Here is a 25,485-nt window from a genome sequence, read left to right on the forward strand (position 1 = left end):
TCGGTTCAGTCGGTTCAGTCGGTTCAGTCGTTTCAGTCGGGTCGGACCTGCGTGCCCGTCACGTCGAACAGGTGGTGCACCGGGTCGTGGATCAGGTAGCGGGCGAAGGACTCGACCGTGAACCGCGCCCCGTCGCCACGGACCCCGGTCCGTCGCCACTGCTCGCCCGCCACCGCCTCGAACGCCGCCGCCAGCGCCTCCCCGGCCTCCGCCAGCTCCCCGGCCACCACCTGCGGCCGCTGCTCCCGGTAACGCTCGGTGGCCGCCGTCTCGTCCTGATCCCAGTTCGGGAACGCCGGGGCGTCCTGATCGAGCATCAAGTCCAGTCGGGCCCGGAACAGCCGGAAGACGTCCCGGACGTGACAGGCGTACTCCAGGTGCGACCAGACCTCCGGGCTCGGCCGCCGACGCAGCCCGTCCTCGTCACCCGCCAGCACCGCCAGCCAGCTCCGTGCGTTGTCCCGGAGCATCCCGGCGACGTCGGTGGCGGCCACCGCCGGGGTGTCCAACCCGCAATCGGGGCAGGAACGTTCCAGCACCCAGGTCCAGTCCTTGGTGTCGGGGACGATCGAGTCGGCGGGGCTGGCGTCGGCGGGGCTCGCGAGGTTCTCAGGAGTGCTCATGGGCCCAGCATCGCCTCCCCACATCCCCGCCCACCAGCGGCAAGGGCGCCAGCGGCCACCGAAATGCTGCCAGTGCCAGCGGCCTTCCGGCCTCTCTGCCGGCCGGCCGCCGGGGGCCCGGTTTCGGGACGCTCAGCGCTCCGCGCGCTCGTACTCCAGCCGGGCCGCCAGCAGGCTCCCCAGATTCTCGCGGCTCCACTCGCACACCGCGTCCATCGGCCCGAGCAGCGTCCGGCCCAGCGGCGTCAACGCGTACTCCACCCGCGGCGGGTTCTCGGCGTACTCCGTGCGCACCACCGCGCCGTCCTGCTCCATCGAACGCAGCGACTCCGTCAGCACCTTGGCGGTGATGCCCACCAGCGGCACCCGCAGCTCGGAGAACCGGCGCGGACCGCCCTCCAGACAGCGCATGATCCGCCACGCCCACTTCCGGCTGCCCAGCACCGGCACGGACTGCACCGGGCAGTCGGCCGGGAAGAAGTCCGCCGGTAGCGGCACCGGCACGGTCTGCGTCATCCTCCGACCGTACCCGGGCGGCCGGTTCCGTCGAAGCCGGTTCCGTTGAAGTAACCGGCACCCCCCGGCCTACCGTCACGGCAACGGCGGGCGACGAACCCGCCACCGGAACAGGGGAGACCCCCATGACCAGCACCACGCCCCGGCAACAGCACCGCGCGGACGTCATCGTCTACGGCGCGGGCGGACAGGTCGGCCGCGCCGTCGTCACCGAAGCCCGCCGACGCGGACTCACCGTCACCGCCGCCGTCCGCACCCCCGAGCGCCACGCCGACCTCGCCGCCGACGGCGTCACCCTGGTGCGCTGCGACGTCACCGACCCCGCCGCCGTCGCCTCCACCGCCCCCGGCCACCCCGCCGCCGTCTCCTCCGTCTACACCCCCGACACCCCTCCGGCGAGTTCTACCGCGCCGCCACCACGGCACTGGTCAGCGGGCTCGGCCGCGCCGGCGTCCCGCGCCTGCTCAGCGTCGGAGTCGCCACCACCCTGCAGACCGCCCCCGGCGTCGCCGTCCACGACGACCCCGAGTTCCCCGAGGCCCACCGCACCTTCTCGCTCGGCCACTCCGCCGCCCTCGACCTGCTCCGCGACTCCCCCGCCACCCTCGACTGGGTCGTCATCACCCCGCCGATGGACCTCGACCGCACCGCCCCGGGCACCGGCCGCTACCGGGTCGGCGGCCCCCACGTCCTCGGCCCCCGGATCGCCCAGGCCGACCTCGCCCTCGCCATCGTCGACGAACTCACCACCCCGGCCCACCACCGAGAGCAGATCGCCGTCACCGAATAAATCCCTGCACGAACCGGCCCCCCGCGGGCATCCTGGGCACCATGGCCACGGACCTCTCAGCCCTCGCGGTGAAACCCACCCTGCACGGCCCCACCGTCCGCCTCGTCCCCCTGGACGCCCGGCACACCGACCAGATGTGGGAGCTCTGCACCGACCGGGAGACCAACCGCCTCACCGGCACCCGCACCGCCTTCACCCGCGACCGCATCGCCCAGTGGTGCGCCACCCGCCGCGACCAGCCCGACCGGCTCGACCTCGCCGTCGAAGACCTCGCCACCGGCCGCTTCCTCGGCGACACCGCCCTCACCGGCGTCGACCCGGACAACGGCTCCGCCGCCTACCGGATCGCCCTCACCCCCGACAGCACCGGCCGCGGCATCGGTACCGAAACCACCCTGCTGGTCCTCCGCCACGCCTTCGCGACCGTCGGTCTGAACCGCGTCCACCTCGAAGTCTTCGAGTACAACGAACGCGCCGCCCGTGCCTACGCCAAGGCCGGCTTCATCCTCGAAGGCCGCGCCCGCCAGGCCCACCACTGGGACGACCGCTACTGGGACGTCCTCCACATGGCCGCCCTACGCGACGACTGGCTCAGCACTCACTGACCGGGCCCACCGTAGGGCGGCTGCGGCGGGTACGGCGGCACGGCGGCAGCCCGCTTACGGCGGCGCGCCACCACCACCGCGGCCACGGACGCCCCGAGCACCACCGCACCGGCGGCTGCGGCGGCGAGCCCCAGACCGGTGTCGTCGCTGCCGCCACCACTGCCGGAGGCGGCTTCGGGGGCCACGGAGGGCTGGTCCGTCGCGTCGGTCTCGTCGTCGCTCGGCGCTGCACCCAGCGACTCCGGCCGGTTCGCGAGCGGGTTCTCCTTCGGGCCGTTGTCCACAGCGGGATTCGCCTCCAACGCCTTCGCCGGAGCGACTGTCCCGTAGCCGTATCGGTCGTTGGGCACGGCCATCCCGTTCGGCGGCGGGGTCGCGGACTTGATCATCCTGTTGATCACCTGTCCAGCGGACAGATCCGGGTACTTGGACCGAATGAGCGCTGCCGTAGCAGAAACGTAGGCCGCTGAATCAGAGGTGCCGTCCCCTGCCGCATAGCTCGTCGGAGACTTGGCGCCCGCATGGTAGATGTCCACTCCCGGTGCAAGAAGCGTAAGCTCGGGACCCGATTTCGAGCTGCCCCATACGCCCCCCTTGGAGTCCACCGCTCCGACAGCCACCACTCCGGGGAAAGCAGCTGGGTAGTTGACGCTCAGGTCCGATCCACTATTGCCGGCGCTGCCGACCATCACGACATCCTTCGACACCGCGTACTGGATAGCCTTGCGGGTCTGCGAGTCGAACCGCAGGAGCCCGCCAATCGACATGTTGATGACCTTCGCACCGTTGTCGGTCGCGAACCGGATCGCTGCTGCCAGATCGTTCTGCTCCGGCAGGGGACCGCCGTCGCTGCTTCGCACCTTCACCGGAAGGATCTTTGCCTTGGGTGCCAGGCCCATGACTCCGGCCTGCGCACCATGTCCATGCGCCGCGATCAGGCTCGCCATGGCGGTGCCATGCCCGTCGGCGTCGGTACGACCGTCCGATTTGGTTCCGGAGAAGTCGGCCCCTGGAAGGACCTGCCCGGTCAGGTCCTGGTGATCCGAATTGACGCCGCTGTCGATCACCGCAACGACGACACCCTCGCCCTGACTGACTGGCCAGACCTTCGTCTCAGCTTCGAAAGTCTTCAGAGCCCACTGCTGGTCCCTGATCTGGTCAGCCGATGCGGCCGGTGCCGCGACCGCCCACACCAATGCGCCAACGCCAAGGATCGCTGTGCCACGCGCCAACAGGCGGCTCGTCAAACTCGGTCACCCCACTCAGCGAGGCATCCCGCAGATCACCGACCTGCGGGATGCGATCAGATCACCCGTCCGTTTAAGGACCGGCCTCATTCCACCACGTTCGGATTGGCCGGCTTGTCCGACGCCCAGGTCTCCTCGTCTTCGACGAGGTAGTCCGGCCGCTTACCGTCCTTCCCCCGGTCCCTCTTGCGACGCTGCGCCTCGCTCGTCGGAATACCAGGTGCCATGGCACCAGTGCTTCGGGCCCCGGGCTCGGCGTTCAGCCGGCTACGAACGCCCAGCCCCGAGCCACCCTCGGTGAAGGCCTGCTTGCCACGTGCTCCAGCACTGGGAGGCGGCGTCTCCCTGACCGCGCCCCCGGGCTTTGCCAGAGAGCCCCCCACCTCTTTGGTACGGGCCGCCCCACGACCACCAGCTCCGATCCCCTGATAGCCCTCGCCGCCACCAACGCCCGTATTTCGGCCTCCACGTGAGCCGGGGCCATCCGGCGGTGTCGAGCCGGCCTTGCTCTGTCCGAACCCGGCCCCGACCGGGGCACTTTGCACGGTCGGGGCCGTCGGATTGTCCGTCGTCTGCCCACCGCCAGCAACGATCGGTCCGCTCGAGGGAACGGTGGACGGCACACCACTCAGACCAGAAGTCTGGGTCCCGTTCGCGCTTCCACTCGGACGGGACACCGGCGTGCCCGAGATACTCCCATCAGAATCACGGCTCGCTGCGATCAACGGCTTCGGTGGCGCCTGCGCCGTGCCCCCCTTAATCCCGGAGTCAGTCGGGACTGCGACGTTCTTGCTCCCGGAGCTGGCCAGCATCGAAGACTGGGAGTTCGGCCGGGGCGATACACGGGTGGTAGTCGCTCGCGCCGCCGTCCCCCCGACTCCGACCGACGGACTCGCCATCATCACGGCGGCTGTCATCGCCGCCGCAGCATTCGAGGGGTCCTGTGTCCCCACGTCATGGGATTCCTCCCTCCCACCGGTGCGCATTAGTGAGGGTGCTTTCAATGCAGGCGTCGCGATGCGGTAGTGCATCGCGAGTGTCTGCATCACAGCGGCCGCTTCGGCTTTCTTTTGGTCCGCAATCTGGATGTGGTCGTCCTCGGTGCTGAAGAGGTCGCCGACGGTGTCCTTGAACTTGTCCCAGTTGCCGGGTTCCTCGGGCATGTCGCGCTTGGCCGTGGCCATCGCCTCGGACATGTTGTGCAGGGTGTTGGCCGCGTCGTTGGCGTAGGCGGCGACCTCGTTGATGTTGGAGGCGAGGGTGAGCATGGAAGTGTGGAAGGTGTCGCTGGTGGTGCCTTCCCATGAAGTGGCGGCCTCGGTGCTGACCTTGGTGAGAGTCTTGCGGATCTCCTTGAGGGTGGTCGCCGCCTTGCGCCAGGGGTCGCCGGCGGCCATCACCGCGCCGGGGTCGAGGGCCTGTGCCATCTTGCGGAGATCGGCATGGCTGTACTTGGTGAAGTCGGTGTAGACCACGGGTGGTTCACCTCCGGTCGGGTGGTGGGTCAGATGGTGGCGTTGCCGTGCTGGGACGGGACCTGGTTCGCCTGGCACGCAACCTCGCTGGCCGCCGAAGGCTCGGCCACGGACCATCCGTCGCCGGAAAGCATGAGTTTCGTGGCCACGTTTTGGTCGTGTTCCTCGTAGTTGGTCGCGGTGAGCTCGGCCTTCTTCTGGGCCTGGTCGATTGCCTGCTGGAGCTGGTTGAGCACGTCCCGCAGCGCGTCCCGCATGGTGCTGTAGCGGCTGTGGATCTCGGTGGCCTCGGCGAAGGTGCCGAAGGCGTTCTTGCCGATGCCGCTGCGCCCGTGGGTGGTGTTGCCGTCGGCGTCCTTCTCGAACTCCTTGAGCAGCAACCGTACTTGGCCGGCGAAGGTGCGCAGTTGCTCGATCTCGACCCGGTAGCCCTGGTTGGCTCCGCCGGTCGAGCCGGTCCCTGTTCCCATTGCGGCGCCCCCCGTGCGTCCGTTCCTGGCGTTCGGGGCCGGGCCCCGGTGTCTCATGTCTAACACACCGGGCCCGAATCCCGCCCGGACCACGGTCAGTTCGCGGGCGTCCGGGTGTGCTGGGCTTCGGCGAGGGCGCGGCGGCAGAGGGAGTCGGCGTGCCGGGTGGTCTCGGGCAGCCGGTAGCGGCGGGCGAGGTCGAGGGTCGTGCGGACGGCGGTGTCGAGGCCGATGCGGTGGCCGACCGAGACATAGACGGGTTTGACGCCGGGCCGGGTGCGGACGGCACGGCCGACCTCCTCGCCGGTGGCGGGGTCGGTGAGCGGGGTCCAGGAGCCGCGGTCGGGGGCCGGGTCGTGGTGGTCGAAGGTGAAGGGGGTCTTGGCGACGCCGAGGGTGCGCAGTCCGGTGAGGACGCCGAGGTGGCTGGCGAGGCCGAGGCGGCGCGGGTGGGCGAGGCCGTAGCCGTCGCAGACGACGGTGTCGGGGGTGCGGGTGAGGGCGGCCAGCGCGTCGAGGACGGCGGGCAGTTCGCGGAAGGCGAGCAGTCCGGGGACGTACGGGAAGGCGATCCGGCCGACGGCGGTGGCCTCCTCGACGACGTCCAGGGTGTCCCGGTCGAGCAGGACGGCCGCGGCGACGACGAGGTCGTGGTCGTCGTCGTAGGCGACGTCGACTCCGGCGACCAGCCGGCAGGGCGCGTCGTCGTCGACGGCGCGGACGAGCGGCCGCAGCCGTTCCTGTTCGGCGAGCGCCTGGGCCTCGGTGGTGGGCCAGTCGGCGGGGATGGGCACGGTCGGTTCCCCCGGTCTGCGTGGTGTCGGACGGCCTCCACCGTACCGAGGTGTGCGGGCGACCCCGGGGTGAGCCCGTGCGCCCTCCGTGCCCCGGACCTCGCGGGCTAGCCTGGTCGTACCGAACTCCCTTGCCGGGCAGGACTCCTGGAACCGGCACCATTTCCGCCCGTTTCCCCCGACGTGCGAAGGACCCCCCGCCATGCCGCGTCCGTCCGCTGCCCGGTTCTGCCTCGGCTCGTTCACCGTCGTCGCCACCACGGTGGCGCTGCTGGCCGTATCCGGCGCCTCGGGCGTCCTGGAAGTCGCGGTGCTGGTGGCCTTCGCGCTGGCGCTCGGCACCGTGGTGACGGTGCTCTCGGTGTCCGTCTCGGCCCGTTCGGCCGCGGTCACCGACGGCTCCGGGGCCTCCCCGGCCGCGGCCGGGCACGAGTACGCCCGGCAGCGCTGATCCGCCGCCGGGCGCCGTCGTCCCGCTGCCGTGCTCAGGTCTCGGTGGTGACCACCACGGTCTTCGCGGCCTTGTCGTGGATGCACTGCCGGTAGGGCTTGTCGAAGACGCCGAACAGGCCGTCGATGATCCACCACAGGCCGGCGCAGCAGATCACGGCCGGGAAGATGAAGACGGCGGCCCGGGTCCAGGCGGCAGCCTGGGTCGGCACGTTGCCGTCGATCAGCATGGCGACGCGGATCTTCATCGCCTTCTTGCCGAGGGTCTGGCCGTCCCGGCCGAGCATCAGGGCCTCGTAGACGAAGTAGATGACGCAGCCGAGCCAGAACGCTTCGGTGGTGCCCTGGCGCGTGCCGAGGGCGACGAAGGGGCCCACGGCGATGACGGCGACGGCCTGCACGAGGATGTAGTCGATGAGGCGGGCGAGGATCCGCTTGGGCCAGGTGCCGATCGGCGGCATGCCGGGGACGGGGCCGCCGCCGGGGGTGCCGTACATGCTGGGGCCGGTGCCGTAGCCGGGCGGGGGCTGGTCGCGCGGCTGTCCGCCGTAGGGCGGTCGGCCGTACGGGTCCTGACCGTGGGTCGGTCCTCCGTAGTCGCCCCGGTAGGCACCGGGGCCCTCGGACGGGGTGCCGGGCGGGCCCTCGGGCGGGGTGCCGGGCGGGCCCTCGGACGGGGTGCCGAAGGGCTCGTCGGACGGGGTGGGGCGCGGCGGTTCGCCTTCCGGCGTGCCGCCGCCCGGGGTGGGGGGCTGCTTGTCGAAGGAGGGCTGACCGCCCCCCTCCGGCTGGGGGCCTGAGGGGTCGTGGGTGCTCATCCCCCGAGTAGAACATCACACATTCTCGGCGCTTGGGACATTCTGTCCGTTTTGCGCTCAGCTGCGGACCACCCGGGTCCGGGCCGCCCGGTCCTGCCAGCCGCGCCGCGCAGGGCGGTCGAACACCGGCCAGACCAGGCCGAGCAGCAGCACCACGCCGAGCTGCCTGACGATCCACCGCAGCAGCGAGCGGCCGAGGCTCAACCGGGTCCGGCCGCCGGCGGGGGTGGCGTCCACCACCCGGATCCGGGCCAGTCGCTTGCCGAAGGTCTGGCCGGTCCGGGCGACCGGCAGCACCTCGTAGACCAGGCTCACGAACACCAGGATGCCGAGCAGGGCGGCGAGCTTGGCCAGCACCACGTCGTCGACCAGCCAGACCTGCACCTGGCGGCGGGTGAGGGAGCTGGCCATCCTGGCCTGGTCGAGCTTCTGCCGGAGGTGGTCGGAGACCGAGCTGCCGAGCGGGATCCCGGCCGCGACGGCGACCACCAGCAGCACCGCGGTGTCCACCGCCCGGGCCGCCAGCCGCCTCCCCAGCCCGGCGGGCGCCGGGGCCGCCGCCCGGCCGCGGACGGCGGCCCGCCGGACCGGCCGCACCACCGGCAGGGAGGCGGCGGGAGCCGCGGCCCGCCCGGGCGCCGGAGCGGGGTCCCCGGCCGGAGGGACCACCACGCGGGCCGGGGCGGGGAGCTCCTCCGTCTCGGCCACCACCTGGACCACCGGCATCGCCATCGCGACCTCGACCTCGGCCGGCGCCGACACCTCGCGGACCGCCACCGCCATGGCCGGCGTGACGGCCGCGGCCACCTCGACGGCAACAGGAGCGTGCTCCGCCTCCGCGCGCCCCTCCTCTTCCTCGGACGCCCCCGGAAGCACCCCCCAGGACACCCAGCGCGAGGCCCCGCCCGCCTCCATCAGACTGTGCTGGACCTGCGGATCCGCCTGCCATCCGGAGGCGCCCGGCACCCCGGAGGCGTCCTCCGCCGCGGGCTCGACGGTACGGAACACCGGCCCGCCGATCACCTCCGCGACCCGTGGTCCGACCACGAAGGACGCCCCGCCCGTGGTCTGGTCGAGGTACACCGGCCCGGTGTCACCGGAGCCCGGCACCCCCTGGGACGACGACGGAGCGAGCGACGGCGTGGCCCCCGCCACGGGCAGGTCCTCCGACCGCTCCGGCGGCACCGGCACGGGCGCGGACGCCGGTACAGGCACCGGCAGGGGCACAGGCGCCACCGGAGGCGGCACCGCTCGCGCCGCCGCCACGTCCGGGGCGGTTCGCCGGCCGGCGAACCGGGGCGGCTGCAGCACCTCACCCTCGGCGGGCGCGGGCCGAGTGGTGCCCGGCACCCAGGCCGAGCCCCCCCAGTACCGGACGAAGCCCGGGATGGAGGGGTCGGGGTAGTAGCCGGGCTCGGGTGCGACGGCCGGGTCGCCGTCGACGGCGAAGGAGCGGTCCGTCATGGGGTCTTCTCTCCTGTCAGGTCCTGACGAGGGGGCGGTGGGGGCGGCCTGGTCCTCAGCAGGTCGAAACGGGTCCAAACGGGTCCAAACGGGTCCGGCGGTCGCACGAACGGGCTGCGCACCCGCGCACGCCTCGGATCTCCCGGCACGCGTGGGGCACCGCCGGAGGCGGACAGTCGCCGGACAGTCACAAAGGGTAGTACCTCGCCGGAGTGCCGATGGAAAGTTGGCGATTCCTCGGACAGCGGAGGGGCGCCCGGGGTAAGGAATCCGGCGTGCGGTGGGTGCACGCGCGCCGTGACTGCGGCCATTCACACCCCCCGCGGAACTTCGCGACGAAATCCCGGAAACGCGTGTAAGAGCCGGGGCGGACCGCCCTCTCAAAGGTCACAGGGCCCGGAACCGGGCACGAACCGAAGGCAGAGAGGAAGACGATCATGGACCGCCCCGTCAGCGTCGTGGAGCACGAGCTGGAGCTGAACCTGGTGCTCTCCCCGGACCACAGCGTTCCCGTCCCGGCCCGGCTGACCTACGGCAGCCACGACCCGTACGCCGTGTACATCACCTTCCACCTGGACAGCGGATCCCCGGTGACCTGGGTGTTCGCCCGCGAGCTGCTGGTCGAGGGCACCTTCCGCCCGTGCGGCCAGGGCGACGTGCGGATCTGGCCGACCCGCTCCGGCCGGCGCAGCGTCCTGTGCCTGGCCCTGAGCTCGCCCGCCGGGGACGCGCTGCTGGAGGCGCCGCTGCCGGCCGTCGCGGCCTGGCTGGAGCGGGCGCACCGGCTGGTCCCGCCGGGCAGCGAGCTGGCCGCCCTCGACATGGACGGCTCGCTCGCCGAGCTGCTCGCGTAGGCGTGCCGGTCGTGCGCCGCAGCGTGCACCGTGCGTCGGGGAGCTTCGCGACGCCCGGCAGCGCGAGCGGAGCAGGGCGAGCAAGGAAAGCGGGGAAGGCGGGGAAGGCGGGGAAGGCGGGGAAGGGCAGAAGCGGGGGCGCCCCCGCCCGTTCAGCGGGCCGCGGGGGCCTGCTGACGACCGCGGGCGGCGTCCGGGCCGCCGCCGTCCCGCTGGCCGGGGAGCCGGACGAGCGGGGCACCGGCGGAGCGGCGCCGGGCCCTTATCCGGATGGCTGCGGCGAGCAGGAAGCAGAGTCCGACCCACGGATAGATCGAGGTGGGCAGTTGGCGCAGCGGCGACATGTGGAGGACGGCCGCACCGAGCGGCTTCGCCGCCCACATCGCGAAGGACAGGAAGGCGAGCAGGGTGGCCCAGAAGGCGGCCCGCCAGCGCAGCCGGCGGACGGCCGCGGGGCGGGCGCGCTCGACGGAGGCCTCGGCGGCGAGCAGGACGAGCATCGGGACGCACCAGACCCAGTGGTGGGTCCAGCTGATCGGGGAGATCAGCACGGCCGTGACGGCCGCGACGCAGACGCCCCAGGCCTCGGACCGGGGCAGCCAGCGGCCGCTGCGGGCGGCCCAGGCGGCGATGGCGAGGCCGGCGACGGCGACCACGCCGACCCCGAGGGTGGCGAGGATGCCGGGGTTCGAGGTGTGCAGCAGCCGGGCGAAGGCGCCGCGCAGCGACTGGTTGTCGACGATCTCGGTCTTGCCGACCCGGGAGGAGTCGTAGAGGTACTTGGTCCAGAAGCCCCAGGTGGCGTCGGGCAGGACGAGCGTGCCGATCAGGAAGGTGCCGAGGAAGGTGAGGCCGGCCGTGAAGGCGGCCCGGACCCGGCCGGTGATCAGCAGGTAGACGGCGAACAGGCCGGGGGTGAGCTTGATGCCCGCGGCGATGCCGATCGCCAGGCCCTTGCTGCGGTGCCCGTCCGACCGGGTCAGGTCCCAGAGGATCAGGCAGCCGAGCGCGAGGTTGATCTGGCCGTACCGGAGCGTGGTGAAGACGGGTTCGAGCCAGACCCCGAGGCCGGTGACCAGGACCACCCCGATCGGCCGCAGCTCGCGGCGCGGCCAGCCGACCAGCTTGAAGGACAGGTGGGCCATCAGGGCGAGCAGCCCGAGATTGCCGAGAGTGATCGCCACCCGGAGGAAGGCGATCGGGAACCAGGTGGTCGGGACGAACAGCATCGCCGCGAACGGGGGGTAGGTCGCGGGCAGGTTCCACTCGGTGACGCGCAGCGCGTAGAGGTCGTTGCCGTTGGCGACGGCGGCGCCCTCCGCGCGGTAGACGATCATGTCGACCATCGAGGTGTGGACGAAGTGGCGGACCACCGCGTAGGCGAGCAGCGACAGCAGCGCCAAGGTGGAGGCGACCAGCATCGGGCGCCGGGGGGCCTCACGCAGCGCGCGCACGGGGGCACGGAGAGCGAGCCGCACCCGGTCGGACAGGCGGGCGGGCGAAGACGCGGGTACGGCCCGCGCCGGGCTGCGCTCGTCTTGCACCGCTGTCACTGTCCACTCCGTCTCACCGCTCGGCCAACCAGCGACGATACCGGATGGGGCCGGTCCCGTCCTGGGGGCGATCGACTACGCAAAGTGACAAAAGCGCCCCGTCCCGCCGTGCTCGGCTGCGGACTGAGCACGGACGGACGGGGCTGTCGGGGGCCCGGAGTGGGGTGGGCGACCAGGCCCCACCGACGCTAGCGGCGCCGGGGGACCGGATCGGCCGGCCGAGCGAGGGACGGAACTCCCTTGAGCCGCACTTGAGGAACTTCCCCCGACGACCGGCACCGTTCCGGCGTCACCGGGGGAACAGCGCGCCCCGGCTCCGCCGCCGCCCGGGCCGGGCGGACTGGGCCTCCTCCGGACGGCTGCGCAGCCGCAGCCGGGTCTCCGCGCCGCCGAGGACGGCCGAGCGGCCGAGCACGAGGTCCCCGCCGGTGGACTCGGCGAGCTTGCGGACGATGTCCAGCCCGAGGCCGGTGGAACCCTCCCCGCCGTGGCCCTCGCCGCGTTTCAGGGCGGCGGCCGGGTCGCTGTAGCCGGGCCCGGCGTCGCCGACCAGCACGATCACCGAAGAGTCGGTGGCCAGGACGTCGACCGAGAAGGCGGTGCCGAGGGCGGTGTGCCGGAAGACGTTGCCGAGCAGTGCGTCGACGGCGGCGGCCAGGTCGCCGCGCTGGACGGGTACCGGCGCGGCGCGGTCGGCTCCGGCCAGCTGGCAGCGGCGGCCCTCGTCCTCGGCGAGCGCGGACCAGAAGCCGACCCGTTCGCGGATCACCTCGGCGGCGTCGCAGCCGACCGTGACGGCGGGCGCGTCCTCGGGGGCGCGCCGGGCGGAGCGGATGATCTGGTCGACCTCGCGTTCGAGCTGGGCCACGGCGTGCCGGGTGGCGTCGGCCGCGTCGCCGTCACCGAGCGAGGCGGCGTTGAGGCGCAACACGGTCAGCGGGGTGCGCAGCCGGTGCGAGAGGTCGGCAGCCAACTCGCGTTCTGCAGCGAGGAGTTGGGCGACCCGGTCGGCCATGGTGTTGAACGCGTGGGCGGCTTCGCGCAGTTCCTCGGGGCTGCCGTCGGCCTGCTCGCCCTCCACCGGGAGGCGGACCGCGAGGTTCCCGGCGCCGAGTGAGCGGGCGGCGGCGGCGAGTCGGCGGGCGGAGGCGACGATCCGGCCGCCCATCCGGTCGGCGACCAGCACCGAGATGGCGACCAGGCCGAGCGCGACCGCGGAGAGCACCAGCCAGGCGGTGGAGACACCCCGGGTGAGGTCGCTCTCGGCGACGAACACCTCGATCACGGCGGTGCGGCCGGTGTCGACGGCGACCGGCTGGAGCAGTGCGTAGCCGCCCGGCGCGGCGACGGTGAAGGCCCGGCCCTGGCCGCCGGCCGTGGCCACGTCCACCGCGGCGGCGCGCCCCTGCCCGATGGTCGGCCCGCCGGGGCCCGCGTCGCCCCCCGGCCCCGCCTGCCCTCCGGCGCCCGCTCCCTCGGCACTCGTTCCCTGGGCACTCGTTCCCCCGGCGCCCACCGCCCCGGCCGGCACCGGCAGGTGCACCGCCATCCGCCCCTGCGCCCCCGCGTCGGTGCTGGCCAGCGCCCGGTCGATGGCGTCCTGGTCGGTGGTGATGGCCAGCGCCGGCCCGAGCGCCGCGGCCTGCCGCTCCGCGGCGGTGAACGCCCGGTCCCGGGCGGTCTGTTGGACCATCAGGCCGAGCGGGATGAGGAAGGCCAGCGCGACCATGGTGGTTCCCGCCACCGCGGCCTTGATCATGGCCCAGCGCAGCGAGTGCGCGAACCGCTTCACGTCCGGTGCTCCGCGGCTCCCCCTGGGGCCTCCAGCCGGACCCCCACGCCCCGGACGGTGTGCAGGTAGCGGGGGTTGGAGGCGGTCTCGCCGAGTTTGCGGCGCAGCCAGGAGAGGTGGACGTCGATGGTCTGGTCGCCGCCGTAGGTCTGCTGCCAGACCTCGGCGAGGATCTCCTTGCGCGGCACCACGACGCCGGGCCGGGCCGCCAGGAAGGCCAGCAGGTCGAACTCACGCCGGGTCAGGTCGAGCGGCCGCCCGTCCAGGACTGCCTCGCGCCGCTGGAGGTCGATGGCCAGTCCGCCGACCCGCAGCGCCTGGGCGACGGGCGCGGCGCCGCCGCCGAGCCGGCGCAGCACGGCGGCCATCCGGGCGCTCAGGTGTTCCCCGGAGAAGGGTTTCACCAGGTAGTCGTCGGCGCCGTCGTTGAGCAACCGGACGATCTCCGCCTCGTCGTCCCGCGCGGTGGAGATGATCACCGGAACGTTCGTCAGGCCCCGGATCATCTTCAGCGCCTCGCTGCCGTCCAGATCGGGCAGGCCGAGGTCCAGGATCACCAGGTCGCAGCCGACCTGGGCGACCTCCCGAAGCGCCTCCAGGGCCGTGCCCACACTGCGGACCGCGTGACCGGTGTCGGTCAGGTGGCGGATGAGCGCGGAACGTACGAAGGGGTCGTCCTCGACCACGAGCACTGTTGCCATGGCCCTGAACGGTACGCCATCGGCGGGCAGTGGTCTGTACCTCGGGGACGCGTCCGGCGCGGGTCCGGTACGGGTCCGGACATTGTGCAACTGCCTTGCCGAACACCGGGGGTGCCGGACTGCGCCGACCGGGAAGTACGGCAGGATGTGCGGACGATGCGGAACGGACTGGTACAGCTCTGCGCCTGGGCGACGGCCACCGGAGCGGCGGTGGCGCTGTCCTGGCTCGGCGTGCACGCGGTGCTGACCGGGGCCGCGTTCGAGCAGCCCGCCGCGCTGCCGCTGCCCTCCCCGAAGGCCGGCGGCGCCCCGCGCAGCGCGACCGCCGCCCCCGGCCCCGCGCCGACGGCGGACACCCCGACCCAGCCCGCCTCCCCGACCGCGACCACCACCGCCGCCCACTCCCCTGCCACCACCCCGGCCGGCGCCGCCGCCCCGCCCGCCAGACGCCCGACGCCCACCACCACGTCCACGTCCACGTCCACGGTGCGCAGCTACCCGATCCCCGGCGGCCGGGTCGCCCTGGACATCCGCACCGACAAGGCCTCGCTGGTCTCCGCCACCCCGGATCCGGGGTGGCAGATGCAGGTGTGGAACGGCGAGCAGTGGATGCGGGTGGACTTCACCAAGGACAACCAGGCCAACTCGGTCTTCGTCTACTGGAACGGCCACCCGCCGGTCGTGGAGACCGCGGTCCGCTGATCCGGCGTCAACGCGTCGGCCAGCCGGCGAAGGGCTCGTACCCCGGCAGGTACGGCCCCGCGTAGCCCGCCCGGTCGACCAGGGTGTGTCTGGAGCCGCCGGGCACCCCGATGGTGGCCAGCACCACCGAGCCGAACCGGTCCCGCACCTCGTACGGCTCGGCCAGCGACAGCGCGCCCCGGTCGACGGCGTAGTCGTACGCGTAGTAGACGTCCGGCACGCTCACCGCGAGGTCCAGCACCGTGTCCCCGTGCCGCTCCAGGTGCTCCGCCAGCTCCCGGCCGCGCGGTCCGATCACCTGCACCGGCGAGGTGAGCACGATCCGCGTTCCGGGCGCCGTGAGCACGTACGAGACCGCCTCCGGATCACCCGTCTCCGGCCCGGCGTACGCGGTGCAGCGCAGCCCAAGCGCCGCGCGGTAGCGGCGGGCCGCCCGCTGCGCGTCGCCGACCACGAAGACCACCGCGTCGGCGCGGCCCGCCGGCAGCGGGCCCGGCTCCTCCGGCCCCTCGGCCGGTCCCGCGGCGAGCGGGACGGGTTCGGCGGCGGTGTGGGTCATGACGGCCTCCCGGTAGGCGTACGGACCACCCGTCGCCCGGGGTGGGGCCCGGGGCGCGGGATCGTGGCTGGAGGGTGGCGCCGGGCCCACCGGCGCGCAACCGTTCCGTTTCATCCTGGTCAAGCTGCGCCCCGGGGCGGGACAATCGGCGGCGCCGCTGTACAGAATGCCCACCGGAGGACGGAGCCGCGATGCCCCCCGCCCAGTCCCCGAGCTCCCCCGGCTCGCCCGACTCCCCCGCCCCCCAGGGCGCTTCCACCACCCCGGCGGGCGGCGGGAACGACTCCATCGACGCCCTGGACGGCCGGCTGATCCGGCTGCTGGCGGAGGAGCCCCGGATCGGCGTGCTGGAGTGCTCGCGCCGGCTGCAGGTCGCCCGGGGCACGGTGCAGGCCCGGCTGGACCGGCTGCAGGCCAAGGGGGTGATCGGCGGGTTCGGCCCGGAGGTGGACCCGGCGGCGATCGGCTACCCGGTGACGGCCTTCGCCACCCTGGAGATCTCCCAGGGCCAGGGCGCGGACGTGCGGGCGCACCTGGCGCGGGTGCCTGAGGTGCTGGAGCTGCACACCATCACCGGGATCGGGGACATGCTGGTGCGGATCGTGGCCCGGTCGAACGCGGACCTCCAGCGGGTGATCGACCGGGTGGTGGGCTTCGACGGGATCGTCCGCTCCTCCACCGCGATCGTGCTGGAGAACCCGGTGCCCTACCGGATCCTGCCGCTGGTGGACCAGGCCGCCGCCGAGTAGCACGGTCCGCCGGGGCCGACGCGCCGGTCCGGCACAGGCGTGAGGCCCGTCAGCCCGGTGGCCCCGGGCTCCGCGCACGGGCCCGGGAGCCGGTCAGCCGGGTCGGCGGCCGGCCGGGTCAGCAGCTGGGGACGCTGCCGCCGCTCTTCAGCGCGTCCAGGGCCGCGACCGACTCGGCGAGCGTGCCCACCGGCACCAGCCGCAGCGTCTTGGGGGTGTTCACCTCGGCGTCCTTGCACTCGTCCTTGGGAACGAGGAAGACCGTCGCGCCGTCCCGGGCCGCCGCCTGGGTCTTCAGCGGGACGCCGCCGACCGGACCGACGGTGCCGTCCTTGTCGATGGTGCCGGTGCCCGCGATCTTGAGCCCGCCGGTGAGGTCGCCACCCTTGCCGTCGCCGGCCAGCTTGTCGACGATGCCCAGCGCCAGCATCTGCCCGGCGCTGGGGCCGCCCACGTCGCCGAGGTCGACCTTGACCTTCACCTGGTCCGGCGAGAGGTGGAGGTAGCCGAGCGCGGCCGCGGTGGCGCTGTCCTGCGACTGCGCCATCTGCTCGGCCGTCTCCTCGTCGGCCTTGGCCGGGCTGCTCTCCGGGTACACCACCTCGGTCGGCTGCACGGCCTCCTTGGGGTCGAACCACGCCTGCAGCGAGCGCCGCAGGGAGGTCCGCTGGTCCGCGTTGGTGGCCGTGATGGTGACCATCCGCAGCTCCCCCGTCGTGCTGCGCAGCGGCGCCCCGCTGATGGTGAGCACCGGCTTGTCCCGGTACGCGCCCAGGGTGTCCGCGGTCAGGCCCGGCCAGGTGACGGTGTACGGCAGCGGGACGAACGCGGCCACGCCGAACAGCGCGGCGATCAGCACCCCGCAGAGCGCGAGCGCGCGGGTCCGCGGGGACGAGAGGGCCTTGGGCAGCTTGGTGTCGGACACAAGGGGAATCCAAACACACCCGGCACCGCCGCGTGGTCCGCCCACCGCTCCGTTCCGCCACCGGGGAGCTACCTCAGCGCGTCGGCGACCTCGGTGGCCGCCTCCACCACCCGGGGGCCGACCCGCTCGGGCACCAGCCCGTTGAGCATCACCACGCCGACGCTGCCCTCGATGCCGCTCAGCCCGAGCAGCGCGGCAGCGGCCCCACTGGCTCCGGACTGCTCCTCCGCGCGGGTGATGACGAAGCCCTGCTCGGGCCGGCGCTGGCTGGGGAAGTGGCGGGCCTCCAGGATCGCCCGGCCGGCCGCGCTCTCGGTGAGCGGGTGGCGCAGTCCGGTGCGGTAGGCGACGTGGAAGTCGGTCCAGCTGGGCTCGACCACGGCGACGGCCAGCGCCTCGTTGCCGTCCACCAGGGTCAGGTGGGCGGTCGCGCCGAGGTCCTCGGCGAGGCTGCGCAGGGCGGGCAGCGCGGCCTCCCGCAGCAGCGGGTGCACCCGGTGGGCCAGCCGCAGCACGCCCAGGCCGACCCGGGCGCGGCCGCCGATGTCCCTGCGGACCAGGCCGTGCTGTTCCAGGGTGGCGAGCAGCCGGTAGACCACGGTGCGGTTGACGGCGAGCCGGGCGGCCAGCTCGGTGACGGTGAGCCCGCGCTCGGAGTCGGCGAGGAGTTTGAGGACGCGGACGCCGCGGTCCAGCGTCTGGGAGGTCTCGGCAGTCACGACGGGCGGTCCTTTCCGCGGCGCTCGCGGGGCGTGCGGCGCCGGGCCCGGGGGTCTGGGTCGCGCGCAGGTGGGGGGTGGCCGCGCTCGGGCCGGGCGGTGTCGTCCTTGACGGCCGCACGGTCCTGCGGAGCCCGTCCCGCGGGGGTTGCCCGGCGGAAGAGCGTGGGGGAAAGGTAGTGAAGGAAATCTCGCGGCGGAAGTAGTTGTCCAAAATTCGGGCGTGATCGTCACCGCCACCATCGGGAATTCCGGACAAACCCCGCCATTTCTCCGCCTCCGACAGGGCGTCAGTTCGATGCCGGTCCGATGTCCGGACACCCGGGAACGGACGGGTCCGGGCCGGAGCGGCCCGGACCCGTCCGCGGGACCGTTACTTCGCCCACTCCCGGATCTTGGCGATCCGCGCCTTCAGCTGGTTGGCGGTGGCCTGCGCGGTCAGCGGCCCGCCGCACTGGCGGCGCAGCTCGTTGTGGATGGTGCCGTGCGGCTGGCTGGTGCGGTGGTGCCAGGCGGCCACCAGCGCGTTCAGCTCCTTGCGCAGCTCCCGCAGCTCCTGGTGGGTGACCACCGGCCGCTGCTCGGCCGGCAGCTCCAGGAGGTCCGCCTCCTCGGCGGGCTTGGTCTTGCTGCGCTGGATCTGCCGGTGCTGGCGCTTCTGCAGCAGCATCTGGACCTGGTCGGGTTCCAGTAGGCCCGGGATGCCGAGGTAGTCCTCCTCCTCCTCGCTCCCGGGGTGGGCCTGCATGCCGAACTCCATGGCGTTGTACAGCACCCGGTCGAAGACCGCCTCGGAGCCCAGCGCCTCGTAGGAGAACTCCTCGCCGCCCGCGCCGTCCGGCCCGTCGTTGGCCCGCTCGGCCTCGGCGAGCAGCCGGTCCTCCTCGTCGAAGAGGCCGTCGCCCTCCTTCTTCGGCCGGTCCAGGACGTGGTCGCGCTGGAGTTCCATCTCGTTGGCGAAGCCCAGCAGCATCGGGATGGTGGGCAGGAACACCGAGGCCGTCTCGCCGCGCTTGCGGGCGCGCACGAAGCGGCCGACGGCCTGGGCGAAGAACAGCGGGGTGGAGATCGAGGTGGCGTACACCCCGACGCACAGCCGGGGCACGTCGACGCCCTCGGACACCATGCGGACGGCGACCATCCAGCGCGAGGTGCCCGCCGCGTAGTCGGAGATCCTCTTCGAGGCCTCGGCCTCGTCCGAGAGCACCAGGGTGACCTTCTCGCCGCTGATCTCGCGCAGCATCTTGGCGTAGGCGCGGGCCACGTTCTGGTCGGTGGCGATCACCAGTCCGCCGGCGTCCGGGATCGCCTTGCGGACCTCGGTCAGCCGCCGGTCGGCGGCCTGGAGGACGGACGGGATCCACTCGCCCTGCGGGGACAGCGCGGTGCGCCAGGCCTGGGCGATCAGGTCCTTGGTCATCGGCTCGCCGAGCCGGGCCTCCAGCTCGTCGCCGGACTTGGTGCGCCAGCGCATGTTGCCGCTGTAGCTGAGGAAGATCACCGGACGGACGACGTGGTCGGCGAGCGCGTGCCCGTAGCCGTAGGTGTAGTCGGCGACGGACTTGCGGATGCCGTCGCTGCCCGCTTCGTACGCGACGAACGGGATGGGGTTGGTGTCCGAACGGAACGGCGTCCCGGTCAGCGCCAGTCGGCGGGTGGCCGGCTCGAAGGCCTCGAAGCAGGCCTCGCCCCAGGACTTGGAGTCACCGGCGTGGTGGATCTCGTCCATGATCACGAGGGTCTTGCGGGCCTCGGTGCGGTTGCGGTGCAGCATCGGGTTGACCCCGACGCCCGCGTAGGTCACCACGATGCCGTGGTAGTCCCGGGAGAGCGGCCCGGAGGAGTACGCCGGGTCCAGCCGGATGCCTATCCGCGCGGCGGCCTCGGCCCACTGCTTCTTCAGGTGCTCGGTCGGCGCGACGACCGTCACCTGCTGCACCAGGTGGTTGTGCAGCAGGTACGAGGCCAGGGTGAGCGCGAAGGTGGTCTTGCCTGCGCCCGGGGTGGCGACCGCGAGGAAGTCGCGCGGCTGGGTCTCGATGTACTTGTCCAGCGCCCCCTGCTGCCAGGCCCGCAGCTTGCCCGCGGTGCCCCAGGGGGCGCGGCCGGGGAAGGCCGGGGAGAGGTGGTGCGAGGCGGCGGGCGCGGCATGGCCGGCGGCCCGGGCGGGCTCCTGCAGCTCCGGTGCGTCGGAGAACAGCGGCATCGAGGAGGCGGCGGCAGTACTCACGGTCTCCGAGGGGGATCATCGCAGGTCAGAGGCGGTTTTGCGGCCCCGTCCCGCGGTCGGGCGGCGATCGGACAACCCGCCCAGCGTACCGGTCCGGGGCTACTCGGACCTCCAGGCCGGGCTCCGCGCCGGGCCCGGACGGCCGGAAATCGATGTGACGCAGGTCACCGGCGATCACCCTCGGAACCGGGTAATCCCCGGTGCCCCCGGGACTCTCACCAGGGTGAGGCCGCGCCCACCCCACCTGCCGTCGCGCGGCCGGCACCGAAGGAAGGGAACCACCCTTGTACTCCCCCGTCGAAGAGACCGTCCAGGCCCGACTGATCCTCTCCCCCCACCGCTGCGCCCGGCTGCGCGTGGTGCTGTCCTACCTGCCGGAGGACCCTTTCGCGGTCCGGATGGCCTTTCCCGCGGAGTTCTCGCTGGACGACGCCGACGACGGCCTGAGCGCCGAGGACATCGTCTGGGTGTTCGCCCGCCAGCTGCTCTCCTCCGGCCTGGAGCTGCCGGCCGGCGTCGGCGACGTCCACGTCCGGCCCACGGCCGGCCGGCGCACCATGGTCGAGCTGCGGGCCCCCGAGGGCACCGCGCTGCTCCAGTTCGACACGGCCGACCTGCGGCGCTTCCTGTGGCGCAGCCGGCTGCTCGTCCCCGAGGGCGAGGAGCACCTCCACCTGGACGCCGACCGCGCGCTCGCCCAGCTGCTCGGCTGACGAGGTGCCCGGCGTCCGGGAGCGCCCCCGCGCTTCCGGACGTCAGAACCCGTCACCGCAGGTCGTGGGACGGCCGCCCGGGTCCGGGGCCCGGGAGCTGCCCGCGCCCGCCCACCGGGCTCAGCCCGACAGCTTGCGCATCAGCCGGACGCCCTGCGCCGCCGTGAGGTGCGGCAGGTAGGCCTTGCCGATCGCCCTGGTGATGCCGGGCAGCGCGGCCGGGTCGGGGTAGGCCATGTACATCGGCCGGTACTCCGGCTGGAACTTCGCCTTGAACGCCAGCAGCGAGCGGAAGCCGTACACCGGCTCCAGCACCCTGCCCATCCAGTCCAGCGTCCGCTGCAGCCCGGTGGGCTCCTCGTCCTGCCTGGCGCGGGCCAGCGGCGCGCCCGAGAGCGACAGGAAGCGCGCGCCCTCGCCCTTGAAGCCGAGTGCGGCCGAGGCGATCAGGAACTCGTTCACGCCGCGGAAGCCGTCCGAGCGCCGCCGCATGAAGTCCAGCGTCCAGCCGACCGGCACGCCGTCCTCGTACACCGGCATCCAGCTGGTCAGCCCGTGCACCACCCGCTCCCCGTCCACCGCGACCAGCACCCGCACGTCCGGGTCGTCCAGTTCCTCCAGCCCGCCGAGGGTGAAGCCCATCTCGGGCAGGCCCTTCTCGGAGACCCACTCCTCGGAGATCGCCCGGATCTGCTCCCGCAGCGCGAGCGGCGCCTCGTGGTACGTCCACCACTCCGCGGTGATGCCCTGCTTGCCGGCCTTGTTGAGGGCGGTGCGGATGTCCTGCCACTTGCGGCCGGTGAAGGCCAGCTCGGGCAGCGGCACCACGGTGTCCTCGGCGACCTGAACCGAGCGCCAGCCCAGCTCGGCGGCCGACGCCCTGGTCCCGGCGCCGACGCTGTAGAAGCACGGCGTCCAACCCCGCGCGTCGCAGTACCGGGCGAAGCCGGCCACGGCCCGGGCCCGGTCCTCCGGGGCGCCGAAGGGGTCGCCGGTGGTCAGCGCCACGGTGCCGACCACCCGGTAGGCGACGGCCGCGCGGCCCTGTTCGTCGAACCAGTAGTGGTTGCCGTCCCAGGTGGTGATGAAGGACAGCGTCCCGCCGCCGTGCGTGGTGAGCAGCGCCCGGGCCCGGGCGGCCGCCGCCGCGTCGGCGTGCAGCATCGGCCGGCGGAACGCCGACAGCAGCGCGCCCAGCGCGACCACCCAGAACGCCAGCCCGCAGTACGTCTCCAGAAACAGCGCCACCGGGCCGACCGCGATCGGGTAGTCCGGCAGCAGGTCGTTGTAGGCGGGCGGCAGGAACTGGGCCGGGAGCCCGTTCGCCAGCCCGCGCAGGTCCGCGCCCGGCTCGAACTGCCCGGCCGCCAGCCGCCCGAGGCCCGCGTACGCCGCCGAGGCGGCCAGCGCGGCGCCGCCGACCACCAGGGCCAGCCGGCGCACCGCCCGTCCGGACAGCCGCTGCCGGAACCGCTGGCGGGTCGCCAGCAGCAGACCTGTGGTCAGCAGCGGCAGCAGCATCGCCTCGACGAAGTACTGCACCACGTCCCCGCTGACCGGCCCGGCCTCGAAGTACAGCCAGGCCAGCAGCGCCGTCCAGAGCAGCTCGGTGGCGACACTGATCCGCCAGGCGAACCGCAGGCCCCGGCGCAGCCCCTCGGCGAGCACCAGCAGCAGCGCCGGGAACAGCGCTGCCATCAGCCGGCCCGGGGTGTCGAATATCCGCTCGACGGCGTGCGCCCGGGCGCAGTCGTGCGCCGAGACCGCGCAGAAGTCCGCCACCTCCTCCGGGCTGAGCCGGTGGGAGAAGTACAGCTCGGAGAAGGTGTTGAAGGGCCCGCTGGCGTTGTCGTACAGCGAGGCGATCAACGGTCCGCAGGCCGCGGCGACCAGGCAGAGCGCGACCAGCACCCGGGTCTCGGAGTGCGAGGAGCGGTGGCTGGGCAGGTACGGCCGGCCGCGGCTGAGCAGCGCGCCCGCCCCGAGACCGAGCAGCGCGGCGGCGCACCGCTGGACGCTCTGCAGGTGGCCGACGTACAGCGTCATGACCAGCGGGACGAGCAACACGAGCAGGTGGAGCCGGCGGCGCCAGAGCACGGTGAGCCGGAAGCCGAGCACTCCGGCCAGGGCGAACAGGCCGACGCCGGGCCCGACCGAGGTCTGGTCGGCCACCGACACGGTCCACTGCTCGCCGGCCAGCGAGCCGAACTCGACCAGCGCCGTGCCCAGCAGGGTGCCCGCCACCTGCCCGCCGGCCAGCACCGCGAGGGTGCGCAGCCGTCCGAGCCGGCGCTCGGCGGCCGGGCCGACCAGGAGCAGCAGCAAGCTGGTGAAGACGTACGCGCCGATGCCCGAGCACCACAGCAGCGAGCTGACCGGCGTCCACCAGCGGCCCTCGCCGAGCGTGGGCGGCCCGACGCCGGTACGGGCGAGCAGCCGGGCGGAGGGCCCGCCGGACAGGCTCCCGGTGGCCGCGCCGAGCGCCCAGAGCCCGGCCAGCAGCGCCAGGGTCAGCGGCGCCGAACGCAGCTGGTCCCCGAGCACCCGGGCCGCCCGGCGCATCCGCTGGGGGCCCGCCTCCGGCGTACGGGTGACCGGGGCGAGGTCGGCGCCCTGGGCTGCCGTCACCTCCGTGTCCCGCCGCTCCGCTCGCGCCTTCTCGCCGACGGCGGTGGCCGGCGCGGCACCCGTCCCGATCACCGGGTGAGGCCGGTCTGCTGGGCCAGCCACGGGATCTGCTGGACGATGCCGGGCCGGAAGACGACCCAGCCGTGGGAGCCCGGCATGAGTTCGAACTTCGCCTTCATACCGGCGGCCTGCACGGCTTGGTAGACCTTCTCCATCTGTGGCCGGAACTCCGTGTCCGTCTCGCCGACGACCAGGGCGACGCTGGTGTCCGGAAACCTGCGGCGGGCCATGACGTGCAGCGGGTCGACGGCGTCGAACTTCGCCCCGTCGCCGCCGAAGGCCGCCTTGACGGTGTCCGCCCGGGTGCCCAGGGTGGGCTCCTCCTGCCCGGACATGTCGAGGACGATGCCGTACACGTCGGGCGCGTTGACCCCGAGTTGGAGCGCACAGGTGCCACCCATCGAGGCGCCCCCGATCGCCCAGGACTTCCGGCCGGAAGCGGCCTGCAGGTTCCGCTGGATCCAGTTGGGCACGTCCACCGCGAGGTAGGTCTGGACCTTGGCGATCTTCGAGTCCAGACAGAGGGTGTTGGCCCAGGTCGAACCGAGCTGATCGGGCATCACCACGATCGGCGCCAGACCGCCGTGCTGGGCGGCGAACGCGTCCAGCGCCTCGTTGATCTGTCCCGCGAGCACCCAGTCCCCCGGCACACCGGGCTGACCGGAGAGCATGACCACCACCGGCAGCATGGGGCGCGGGGTGGCCTGGTAGGCGGGCGGAAGGTAGACGTAAGCGTCGCGCGCCTTGAAGCCCGACCGGGTACCGGGGATCGGCACCACCGAGACGGTGCCCTTGTCGGGCAGGTTCGCGGGCGGCTGCCAGACCTCGTCGAGCACCTGCCCCGGACGGGCGGACAGGGTCTGCGCGACCTTGACCGCGACCGTGTCGTCCGTCCTGGTCAGCCACGGTGCCAGCATCACCCGCCCGCTGGGGAACTGCCCGAAGCCGATGTTGACCTCGGAGGCGGCCATCAGCAGGACCAGCCCGCTGAGGCCGAGCGCGAGGCCCCGGCGCGGCCAGGAGAGCCGGCGCATCCGGTAGCCCGCCAGGCAGAAACCCAGCAGGGCGACGGCGACCCACCAGGTGACGTACCGGGGCGTGCCCTCCGGAAAGGGGTGCCACCAGCCGTCGACCACGACGCCCAGCAACAGGCTGAGCGCCGCCGCGGTGATCAGCGCAGCGGGCAGGCGGAACCGCCACCAGCTGCGCTCACGGCCCAGGCAGAGCGCGAGCAGCGCGACCCAGCCCGCGGCGAGCACGGCGTACGGGATGGGGCCGTGGGTGAGCGGCCAGTCGATCGGGTTCCAGCGGGTGGCGAGGGTGAGCGTGGTCATGCGGCTTTGCCCGGCGATGTGGTGTCGGCCAGGAATCCGTAGGCGACGACGTTGCCCTCGTAGCCGTGTTCCTCGCTGTACGCGCCGCCGCAGGTGATCACCCGCAGCTGTGCGTCGGCGGCCTGGCGGTAGACCCGGTCGTCCGGGAAGTCCTTTCGGTCGTGCACTTCGATGGCGTACAGCTGGTAGACGGCGGTGGCGCCGTCGGCGCGGGCGATCTCGATCCGGTCGCCCCGGTGGAGCGCTCCCAGGCGGTAGAAGACGGCCGGCCCGGTCTCGTTGTCGACGTGCCCCGCCAGGATGGCGGTGCCGCGCTGGCCGGGGCTGGCGCCGCCGCGGTACCAGCCCGCGAGGTTGCGGTCGGCCGCGGGCGGGGCCTGGAGGTGGCCGTCCGGGTCCAGGCCCAACTGGGTGACGGGGGCGTCCAGCCGGACGGCCGGGATGCGGACCCTGGTCGGGGTGGACGGGCCGAGCGGCGGGACGATCGAGACCGGGGCGAAGCCGGACAGCGCCTGCCCGGCACCGGGCGCGGGCGGCAGGACGGCCGAGCCGCCGTCGTGCAGCAGCCAGGCACCGAGCACCAGCGCGGCGCAGGCCGCGAGGGTGCCCGGCCAGGGACTCCTGTCCTGCTGGACGCCCACGGGTGCTCCCCTCTGCCGGCCCTGATCCCATTCCTGGGAGTTTCCTGGGAACCCATTCAATCGGATCGGACCC

25 protein-coding genes and 1 pseudogene are annotated in these 25,485 nt (G+C 73.3%); 8 read left to right on the forward strand and 18 right to left on the reverse strand.

Features of this window, described 5'->3' with window-relative positions:
- Positions 1–32: 32 nt before the first annotated feature.
- On the reverse strand, positions 33–623 hold the full coding sequence (locus ACH4J0_RS20760) for a DinB family protein (RefSeq protein WP_396242002.1): 591 nt from the start codon (positions 621–623) through the stop codon (positions 33–35).
- A gap of 132 nt (positions 624–755) precedes the next feature.
- Entirely contained in the window at positions 756–1,139 is a 384-nt protein-coding gene (locus ACH4J0_RS20765; RefSeq protein ID WP_396242003.1) for a winged helix-turn-helix transcriptional regulator, read from the reverse strand.
- Between the two features lie 125 nt (positions 1,140–1,264).
- Between ACH4J0_RS20765 and ACH4J0_RS20770 the strand changes: the two are divergent.
- The 3 genes and pseudogenes from ACH4J0_RS20770 to ACH4J0_RS20780 form a co-directional block, all read left to right on the forward strand.
- A pseudogene (locus tag ACH4J0_RS20770) lies at positions 1,265–1,468 on the forward strand (NAD(P)H-binding protein); the annotation flags it as partial.
- Between the two features lie 131 nt (positions 1,469–1,599).
- Positions 1,600–1,929 carry an NAD(P)-dependent oxidoreductase gene (locus ACH4J0_RS20775; RefSeq protein WP_396242065.1) on the forward strand — a complete coding sequence of 110 codons (330 nt, stop codon included), beginning with the start codon at positions 1,600–1,602 and terminating at the stop codon, positions 1,927–1,929.
- 41 nt (positions 1,930–1,970) lie between these two features.
- Entirely contained in the window at positions 1,971–2,534 is a 564-nt protein-coding gene (locus ACH4J0_RS20780; RefSeq protein ID WP_396242004.1) for a GNAT family N-acetyltransferase, read from the forward strand.
- Here ACH4J0_RS20780 and mycP read toward each other — a convergent pair.
- From mycP to ACH4J0_RS20800, 4 genes are all read right to left on the reverse strand, one after another.
- Positions 2,528–3,781: a type VII secretion-associated serine protease mycosin gene (gene mycP / locus ACH4J0_RS20785; protein ID WP_396242005.1), complete on the reverse strand. Its 1,254-nt coding sequence runs from the start codon at positions 3,779–3,781 to the stop codon at positions 2,528–2,530. The two genes, ACH4J0_RS20780 and mycP, sit on opposite strands and share 7 nt — an antisense overlap.
- Positions 3,782–3,867: 86 nt before the next feature.
- Positions 3,868–5,256: a WXG100 family type VII secretion target gene (locus ACH4J0_RS20790; RefSeq protein WP_396242006.1), complete on the reverse strand. Its 1,389-nt coding sequence runs from the start codon at positions 5,254–5,256 to the stop codon at positions 3,868–3,870.
- A 29-nt stretch (positions 5,257–5,285) separates the two neighbouring features.
- Positions 5,286–5,726 (reverse strand): hypothetical protein, encoded by a 441-nt coding sequence (locus tag ACH4J0_RS20795; RefSeq protein ID WP_396242007.1) that lies wholly within the window; start codon positions 5,724–5,726, stop codon positions 5,286–5,288.
- A gap of 95 nt (positions 5,727–5,821) precedes the next feature.
- Complete coding sequence (locus ACH4J0_RS20800; RefSeq protein WP_396242008.1) at positions 5,822–6,520, reverse strand: endonuclease V; 699 nt, start codon at positions 6,518–6,520, stop codon at positions 5,822–5,824.
- Positions 6,521–6,722: 202 nt separating this feature from the next.
- On the opposite strand from ACH4J0_RS20800, the gene ACH4J0_RS20805 reads away from it, so the two are divergent.
- Positions 6,723–6,971 (forward strand): hypothetical protein, encoded by a 249-nt coding sequence (locus tag ACH4J0_RS20805; RefSeq protein ID WP_396242009.1) that lies wholly within the window; start codon positions 6,723–6,725, stop codon positions 6,969–6,971.
- 34 nt (positions 6,972–7,005) lie between these two features.
- On the opposite strand, the gene ACH4J0_RS20810 is transcribed toward ACH4J0_RS20805, so the two are convergent.
- Together ACH4J0_RS20810 and ACH4J0_RS20815 are read right to left on the reverse strand one after the other, a co-directional pair.
- Entirely contained in the window at positions 7,006–7,788 is a 783-nt protein-coding gene (locus ACH4J0_RS20810) for an RDD family protein (protein WP_396242010.1), read from the reverse strand.
- Positions 7,789–7,845: 57 nt separating this feature from the next.
- Complete coding sequence (locus tag ACH4J0_RS20815) at positions 7,846–9,252, reverse strand: RDD family protein (RefSeq protein WP_396242011.1); 1,407 nt, start codon at positions 9,250–9,252, stop codon at positions 7,846–7,848.
- Positions 9,253–9,689: 437 nt separating this feature from the next.
- Between ACH4J0_RS20815 and ACH4J0_RS20820 the strand changes: the two genes are divergently transcribed.
- Positions 9,690–10,106, forward strand: a complete 417-nt coding sequence (locus ACH4J0_RS20820; RefSeq protein WP_396242012.1) for an SsgA family sporulation/cell division regulator — start codon at positions 9,690–9,692, stop codon at positions 10,104–10,106.
- A gap of 152 nt (positions 10,107–10,258) precedes the next feature.
- On the opposite strand, the gene ACH4J0_RS20825 is transcribed toward ACH4J0_RS20820, so the two are convergent.
- From ACH4J0_RS20825 to ACH4J0_RS20835, 3 genes are all read right to left on the reverse strand, one after another.
- On the reverse strand, positions 10,259–11,659 hold the full coding sequence (locus ACH4J0_RS20825) for a glycosyltransferase 87 family protein (protein ID WP_396242013.1): 1,401 nt from the start codon (positions 11,657–11,659) through the stop codon (positions 10,259–10,261).
- Positions 11,660–11,948: 289 nt separating this feature from the next.
- Entirely contained in the window at positions 11,949–13,430 is a 1,482-nt protein-coding gene (locus ACH4J0_RS20830) for a sensor histidine kinase (protein ID WP_396242066.1), read from the reverse strand.
- 17 nt (positions 13,431–13,447) lie between these two features.
- Positions 13,448–14,152 carry a response regulator transcription factor gene (locus ACH4J0_RS20835; RefSeq protein WP_396242014.1) on the reverse strand — a complete coding sequence of 235 codons (705 nt, stop codon included), beginning with the start codon at positions 14,150–14,152 and terminating at the stop codon, positions 13,448–13,450.
- A gap of 156 nt (positions 14,153–14,308) precedes the next feature.
- Between ACH4J0_RS20835 and ACH4J0_RS20840 the strand changes: the two genes are divergently transcribed.
- Positions 14,309–14,854 carry a hypothetical protein gene (locus ACH4J0_RS20840; protein WP_396242015.1) on the forward strand — a complete coding sequence of 182 codons (546 nt, stop codon included), beginning with the start codon at positions 14,309–14,311 and terminating at the stop codon, positions 14,852–14,854.
- A 7-nt stretch (positions 14,855–14,861) separates the two neighbouring features.
- Here ACH4J0_RS20840 and ACH4J0_RS20845 read toward each other — a convergent pair whose 3' ends face one another.
- Positions 14,862–15,413: a VOC family protein gene (locus tag ACH4J0_RS20845; protein WP_396242016.1), complete on the reverse strand. Its 552-nt coding sequence runs from the start codon at positions 15,411–15,413 to the stop codon at positions 14,862–14,864.
- Between the two features lie 191 nt (positions 15,414–15,604).
- Here ACH4J0_RS20845 and ACH4J0_RS20850 point away from each other — a divergent pair, with 191 nt between their 5' ends.
- Positions 15,605–16,162 (forward strand): Lrp/AsnC family transcriptional regulator, encoded by a 558-nt coding sequence (locus tag ACH4J0_RS20850; protein WP_396242017.1) that lies wholly within the window; start codon positions 15,605–15,607, stop codon positions 16,160–16,162.
- A gap of 118 nt (positions 16,163–16,280) precedes the next feature.
- Here the strand turns inward: ACH4J0_RS20850 and ACH4J0_RS20855 are convergent, their stop codons facing one another.
- The 3 genes from ACH4J0_RS20855 to ACH4J0_RS20865 form a co-directional block, all read right to left on the reverse strand.
- Positions 16,281–17,087: a S16 family serine protease gene (locus ACH4J0_RS20855; RefSeq protein ID WP_396242018.1), complete on the reverse strand. Its 807-nt coding sequence runs from the start codon at positions 17,085–17,087 to the stop codon at positions 16,281–16,283.
- 68 nt (positions 17,088–17,155) lie between these two features.
- Entirely contained in the window at positions 17,156–17,806 is a 651-nt protein-coding gene (locus ACH4J0_RS20860) for an IclR family transcriptional regulator (RefSeq protein WP_396242019.1), read from the reverse strand.
- A 373-nt stretch (positions 17,807–18,179) separates the two neighbouring features.
- Positions 18,180–20,012, reverse strand: a complete 1,833-nt coding sequence (locus ACH4J0_RS20865; RefSeq protein WP_396242067.1) for a DEAD/DEAH box helicase — start codon at positions 20,010–20,012, stop codon at positions 18,180–18,182.
- A 308-nt stretch (positions 20,013–20,320) separates the two neighbouring features.
- On the opposite strand from ACH4J0_RS20865, the gene ACH4J0_RS20870 reads away from it, so the two are divergent.
- A complete protein-coding gene (locus tag ACH4J0_RS20870; RefSeq protein WP_396242020.1) occupies positions 20,321–20,749 on the forward strand; it encodes an SsgA family sporulation/cell division regulator in 429 nt (142 codons plus the stop codon).
- A gap of 120 nt (positions 20,750–20,869) precedes the next feature.
- On the opposite strand, the gene ACH4J0_RS20875 is transcribed toward ACH4J0_RS20870, so the two are convergent.
- From ACH4J0_RS20875 to ACH4J0_RS20885, 3 genes are read right to left on the reverse strand one after another with little or no spacing between them, the layout of a single operon-like run.
- Positions 20,870–23,449 carry a bifunctional lysylphosphatidylglycerol flippase/synthetase MprF gene (locus tag ACH4J0_RS20875; protein WP_396242021.1) on the reverse strand — a complete coding sequence of 860 codons (2,580 nt, stop codon included), beginning with the start codon at positions 23,447–23,449 and terminating at the stop codon, positions 20,870–20,872.
- Positions 23,446–24,771, reverse strand: coding sequence for an alpha/beta hydrolase-fold protein (locus ACH4J0_RS20880; RefSeq protein WP_396242022.1), 1,326 nt, complete (start codon positions 24,769–24,771; stop codon positions 23,446–23,448). The genes ACH4J0_RS20875 and ACH4J0_RS20880 overlap by 4 nt, the downstream gene beginning before the upstream one ends.
- Entirely contained in the window at positions 24,768–25,412 is a 645-nt protein-coding gene (locus ACH4J0_RS20885; RefSeq protein WP_396242023.1) for a class F sortase, read from the reverse strand. The genes ACH4J0_RS20880 and ACH4J0_RS20885 overlap by 4 nt, the downstream gene beginning before the upstream one ends.
- Positions 25,413–25,485 lie beyond the last annotated feature (73 nt).

The organism is Kitasatospora sp. NPDC017646 (genome assembly GCF_044329365.1).
In the GTDB taxonomy this organism is placed as follows: domain Bacteria; phylum Actinomycetota; class Actinomycetes; order Streptomycetales; family Streptomycetaceae; genus Kitasatospora.

Bases quoted from the DNA above. Each gene is read 5' to 3' on its own strand.
- ACH4J0_RS20760 (WP_396242002.1), bottom strand. From the start codon at position 623: ATGAGCACTCCTGAGAACCTCGCGAGCCCCGCCGACGCCAGCCCCGCC.
- ACH4J0_RS20765 (WP_396242003.1), bottom strand. From the start codon at position 1,139: ATGACGCAGACCGTGCCGGTGCCGCTACCGGCGGACTTCTTCCCGGCC.
- ACH4J0_RS20780 (WP_396242004.1), top strand. From the start codon at position 1,971: ATGGCCACGGACCTCTCAGCCCTCGCGGTGAAACCCACCCTGCACGGC.
- ACH4J0_RS20795 (WP_396242007.1), bottom strand. From the start codon at position 5,726: ATGGGAACAGGGACCGGCTCGACCGGCGGAGCCAACCAGGGCTACCGG.
- ACH4J0_RS20805 (WP_396242009.1), top strand. From the start codon at position 6,723: ATGCCGCGTCCGTCCGCTGCCCGGTTCTGCCTCGGCTCGTTCACCGTC.
- ACH4J0_RS20810 (WP_396242010.1), bottom strand. From the start codon at position 7,788: ATGAGCACCCACGACCCCTCAGGCCCCCAGCCGGAGGGGGGCGGTCAG.
- ACH4J0_RS20815 (WP_396242011.1), bottom strand. From the start codon at position 9,252: ATGACGGACCGCTCCTTCGCCGTCGACGGCGACCCGGCCGTCGCACCC.
- ACH4J0_RS20820 (WP_396242012.1), top strand. From the start codon at position 9,690: ATGGACCGCCCCGTCAGCGTCGTGGAGCACGAGCTGGAGCTGAACCTG.
- ACH4J0_RS20835 (WP_396242014.1), bottom strand. From the start codon at position 14,152: ATGGCAACAGTGCTCGTGGTCGAGGACGACCCCTTCGTACGTTCCGCG.
- ACH4J0_RS20840 (WP_396242015.1), top strand. From the start codon at position 14,309: ATGCGGAACGGACTGGTACAGCTCTGCGCCTGGGCGACGGCCACCGGA.
- ACH4J0_RS20845 (WP_396242016.1), bottom strand. From the start codon at position 15,413: ATGACCCACACCGCCGCCGAACCCGTCCCGCTCGCCGCGGGACCGGCC.
- ACH4J0_RS20850 (WP_396242017.1), top strand. From the start codon at position 15,605: ATGCCCCCCGCCCAGTCCCCGAGCTCCCCCGGCTCGCCCGACTCCCCC.
- ACH4J0_RS20865 (WP_396242067.1), bottom strand. From the start codon at position 20,012: ATGCCGCTGTTCTCCGACGCACCGGAGCTGCAGGAGCCCGCCCGGGCC.
- ACH4J0_RS20880 (WP_396242022.1), bottom strand. From the start codon at position 24,771: ATGACCACGCTCACCCTCGCCACCCGCTGGAACCCGATCGACTGGCCG.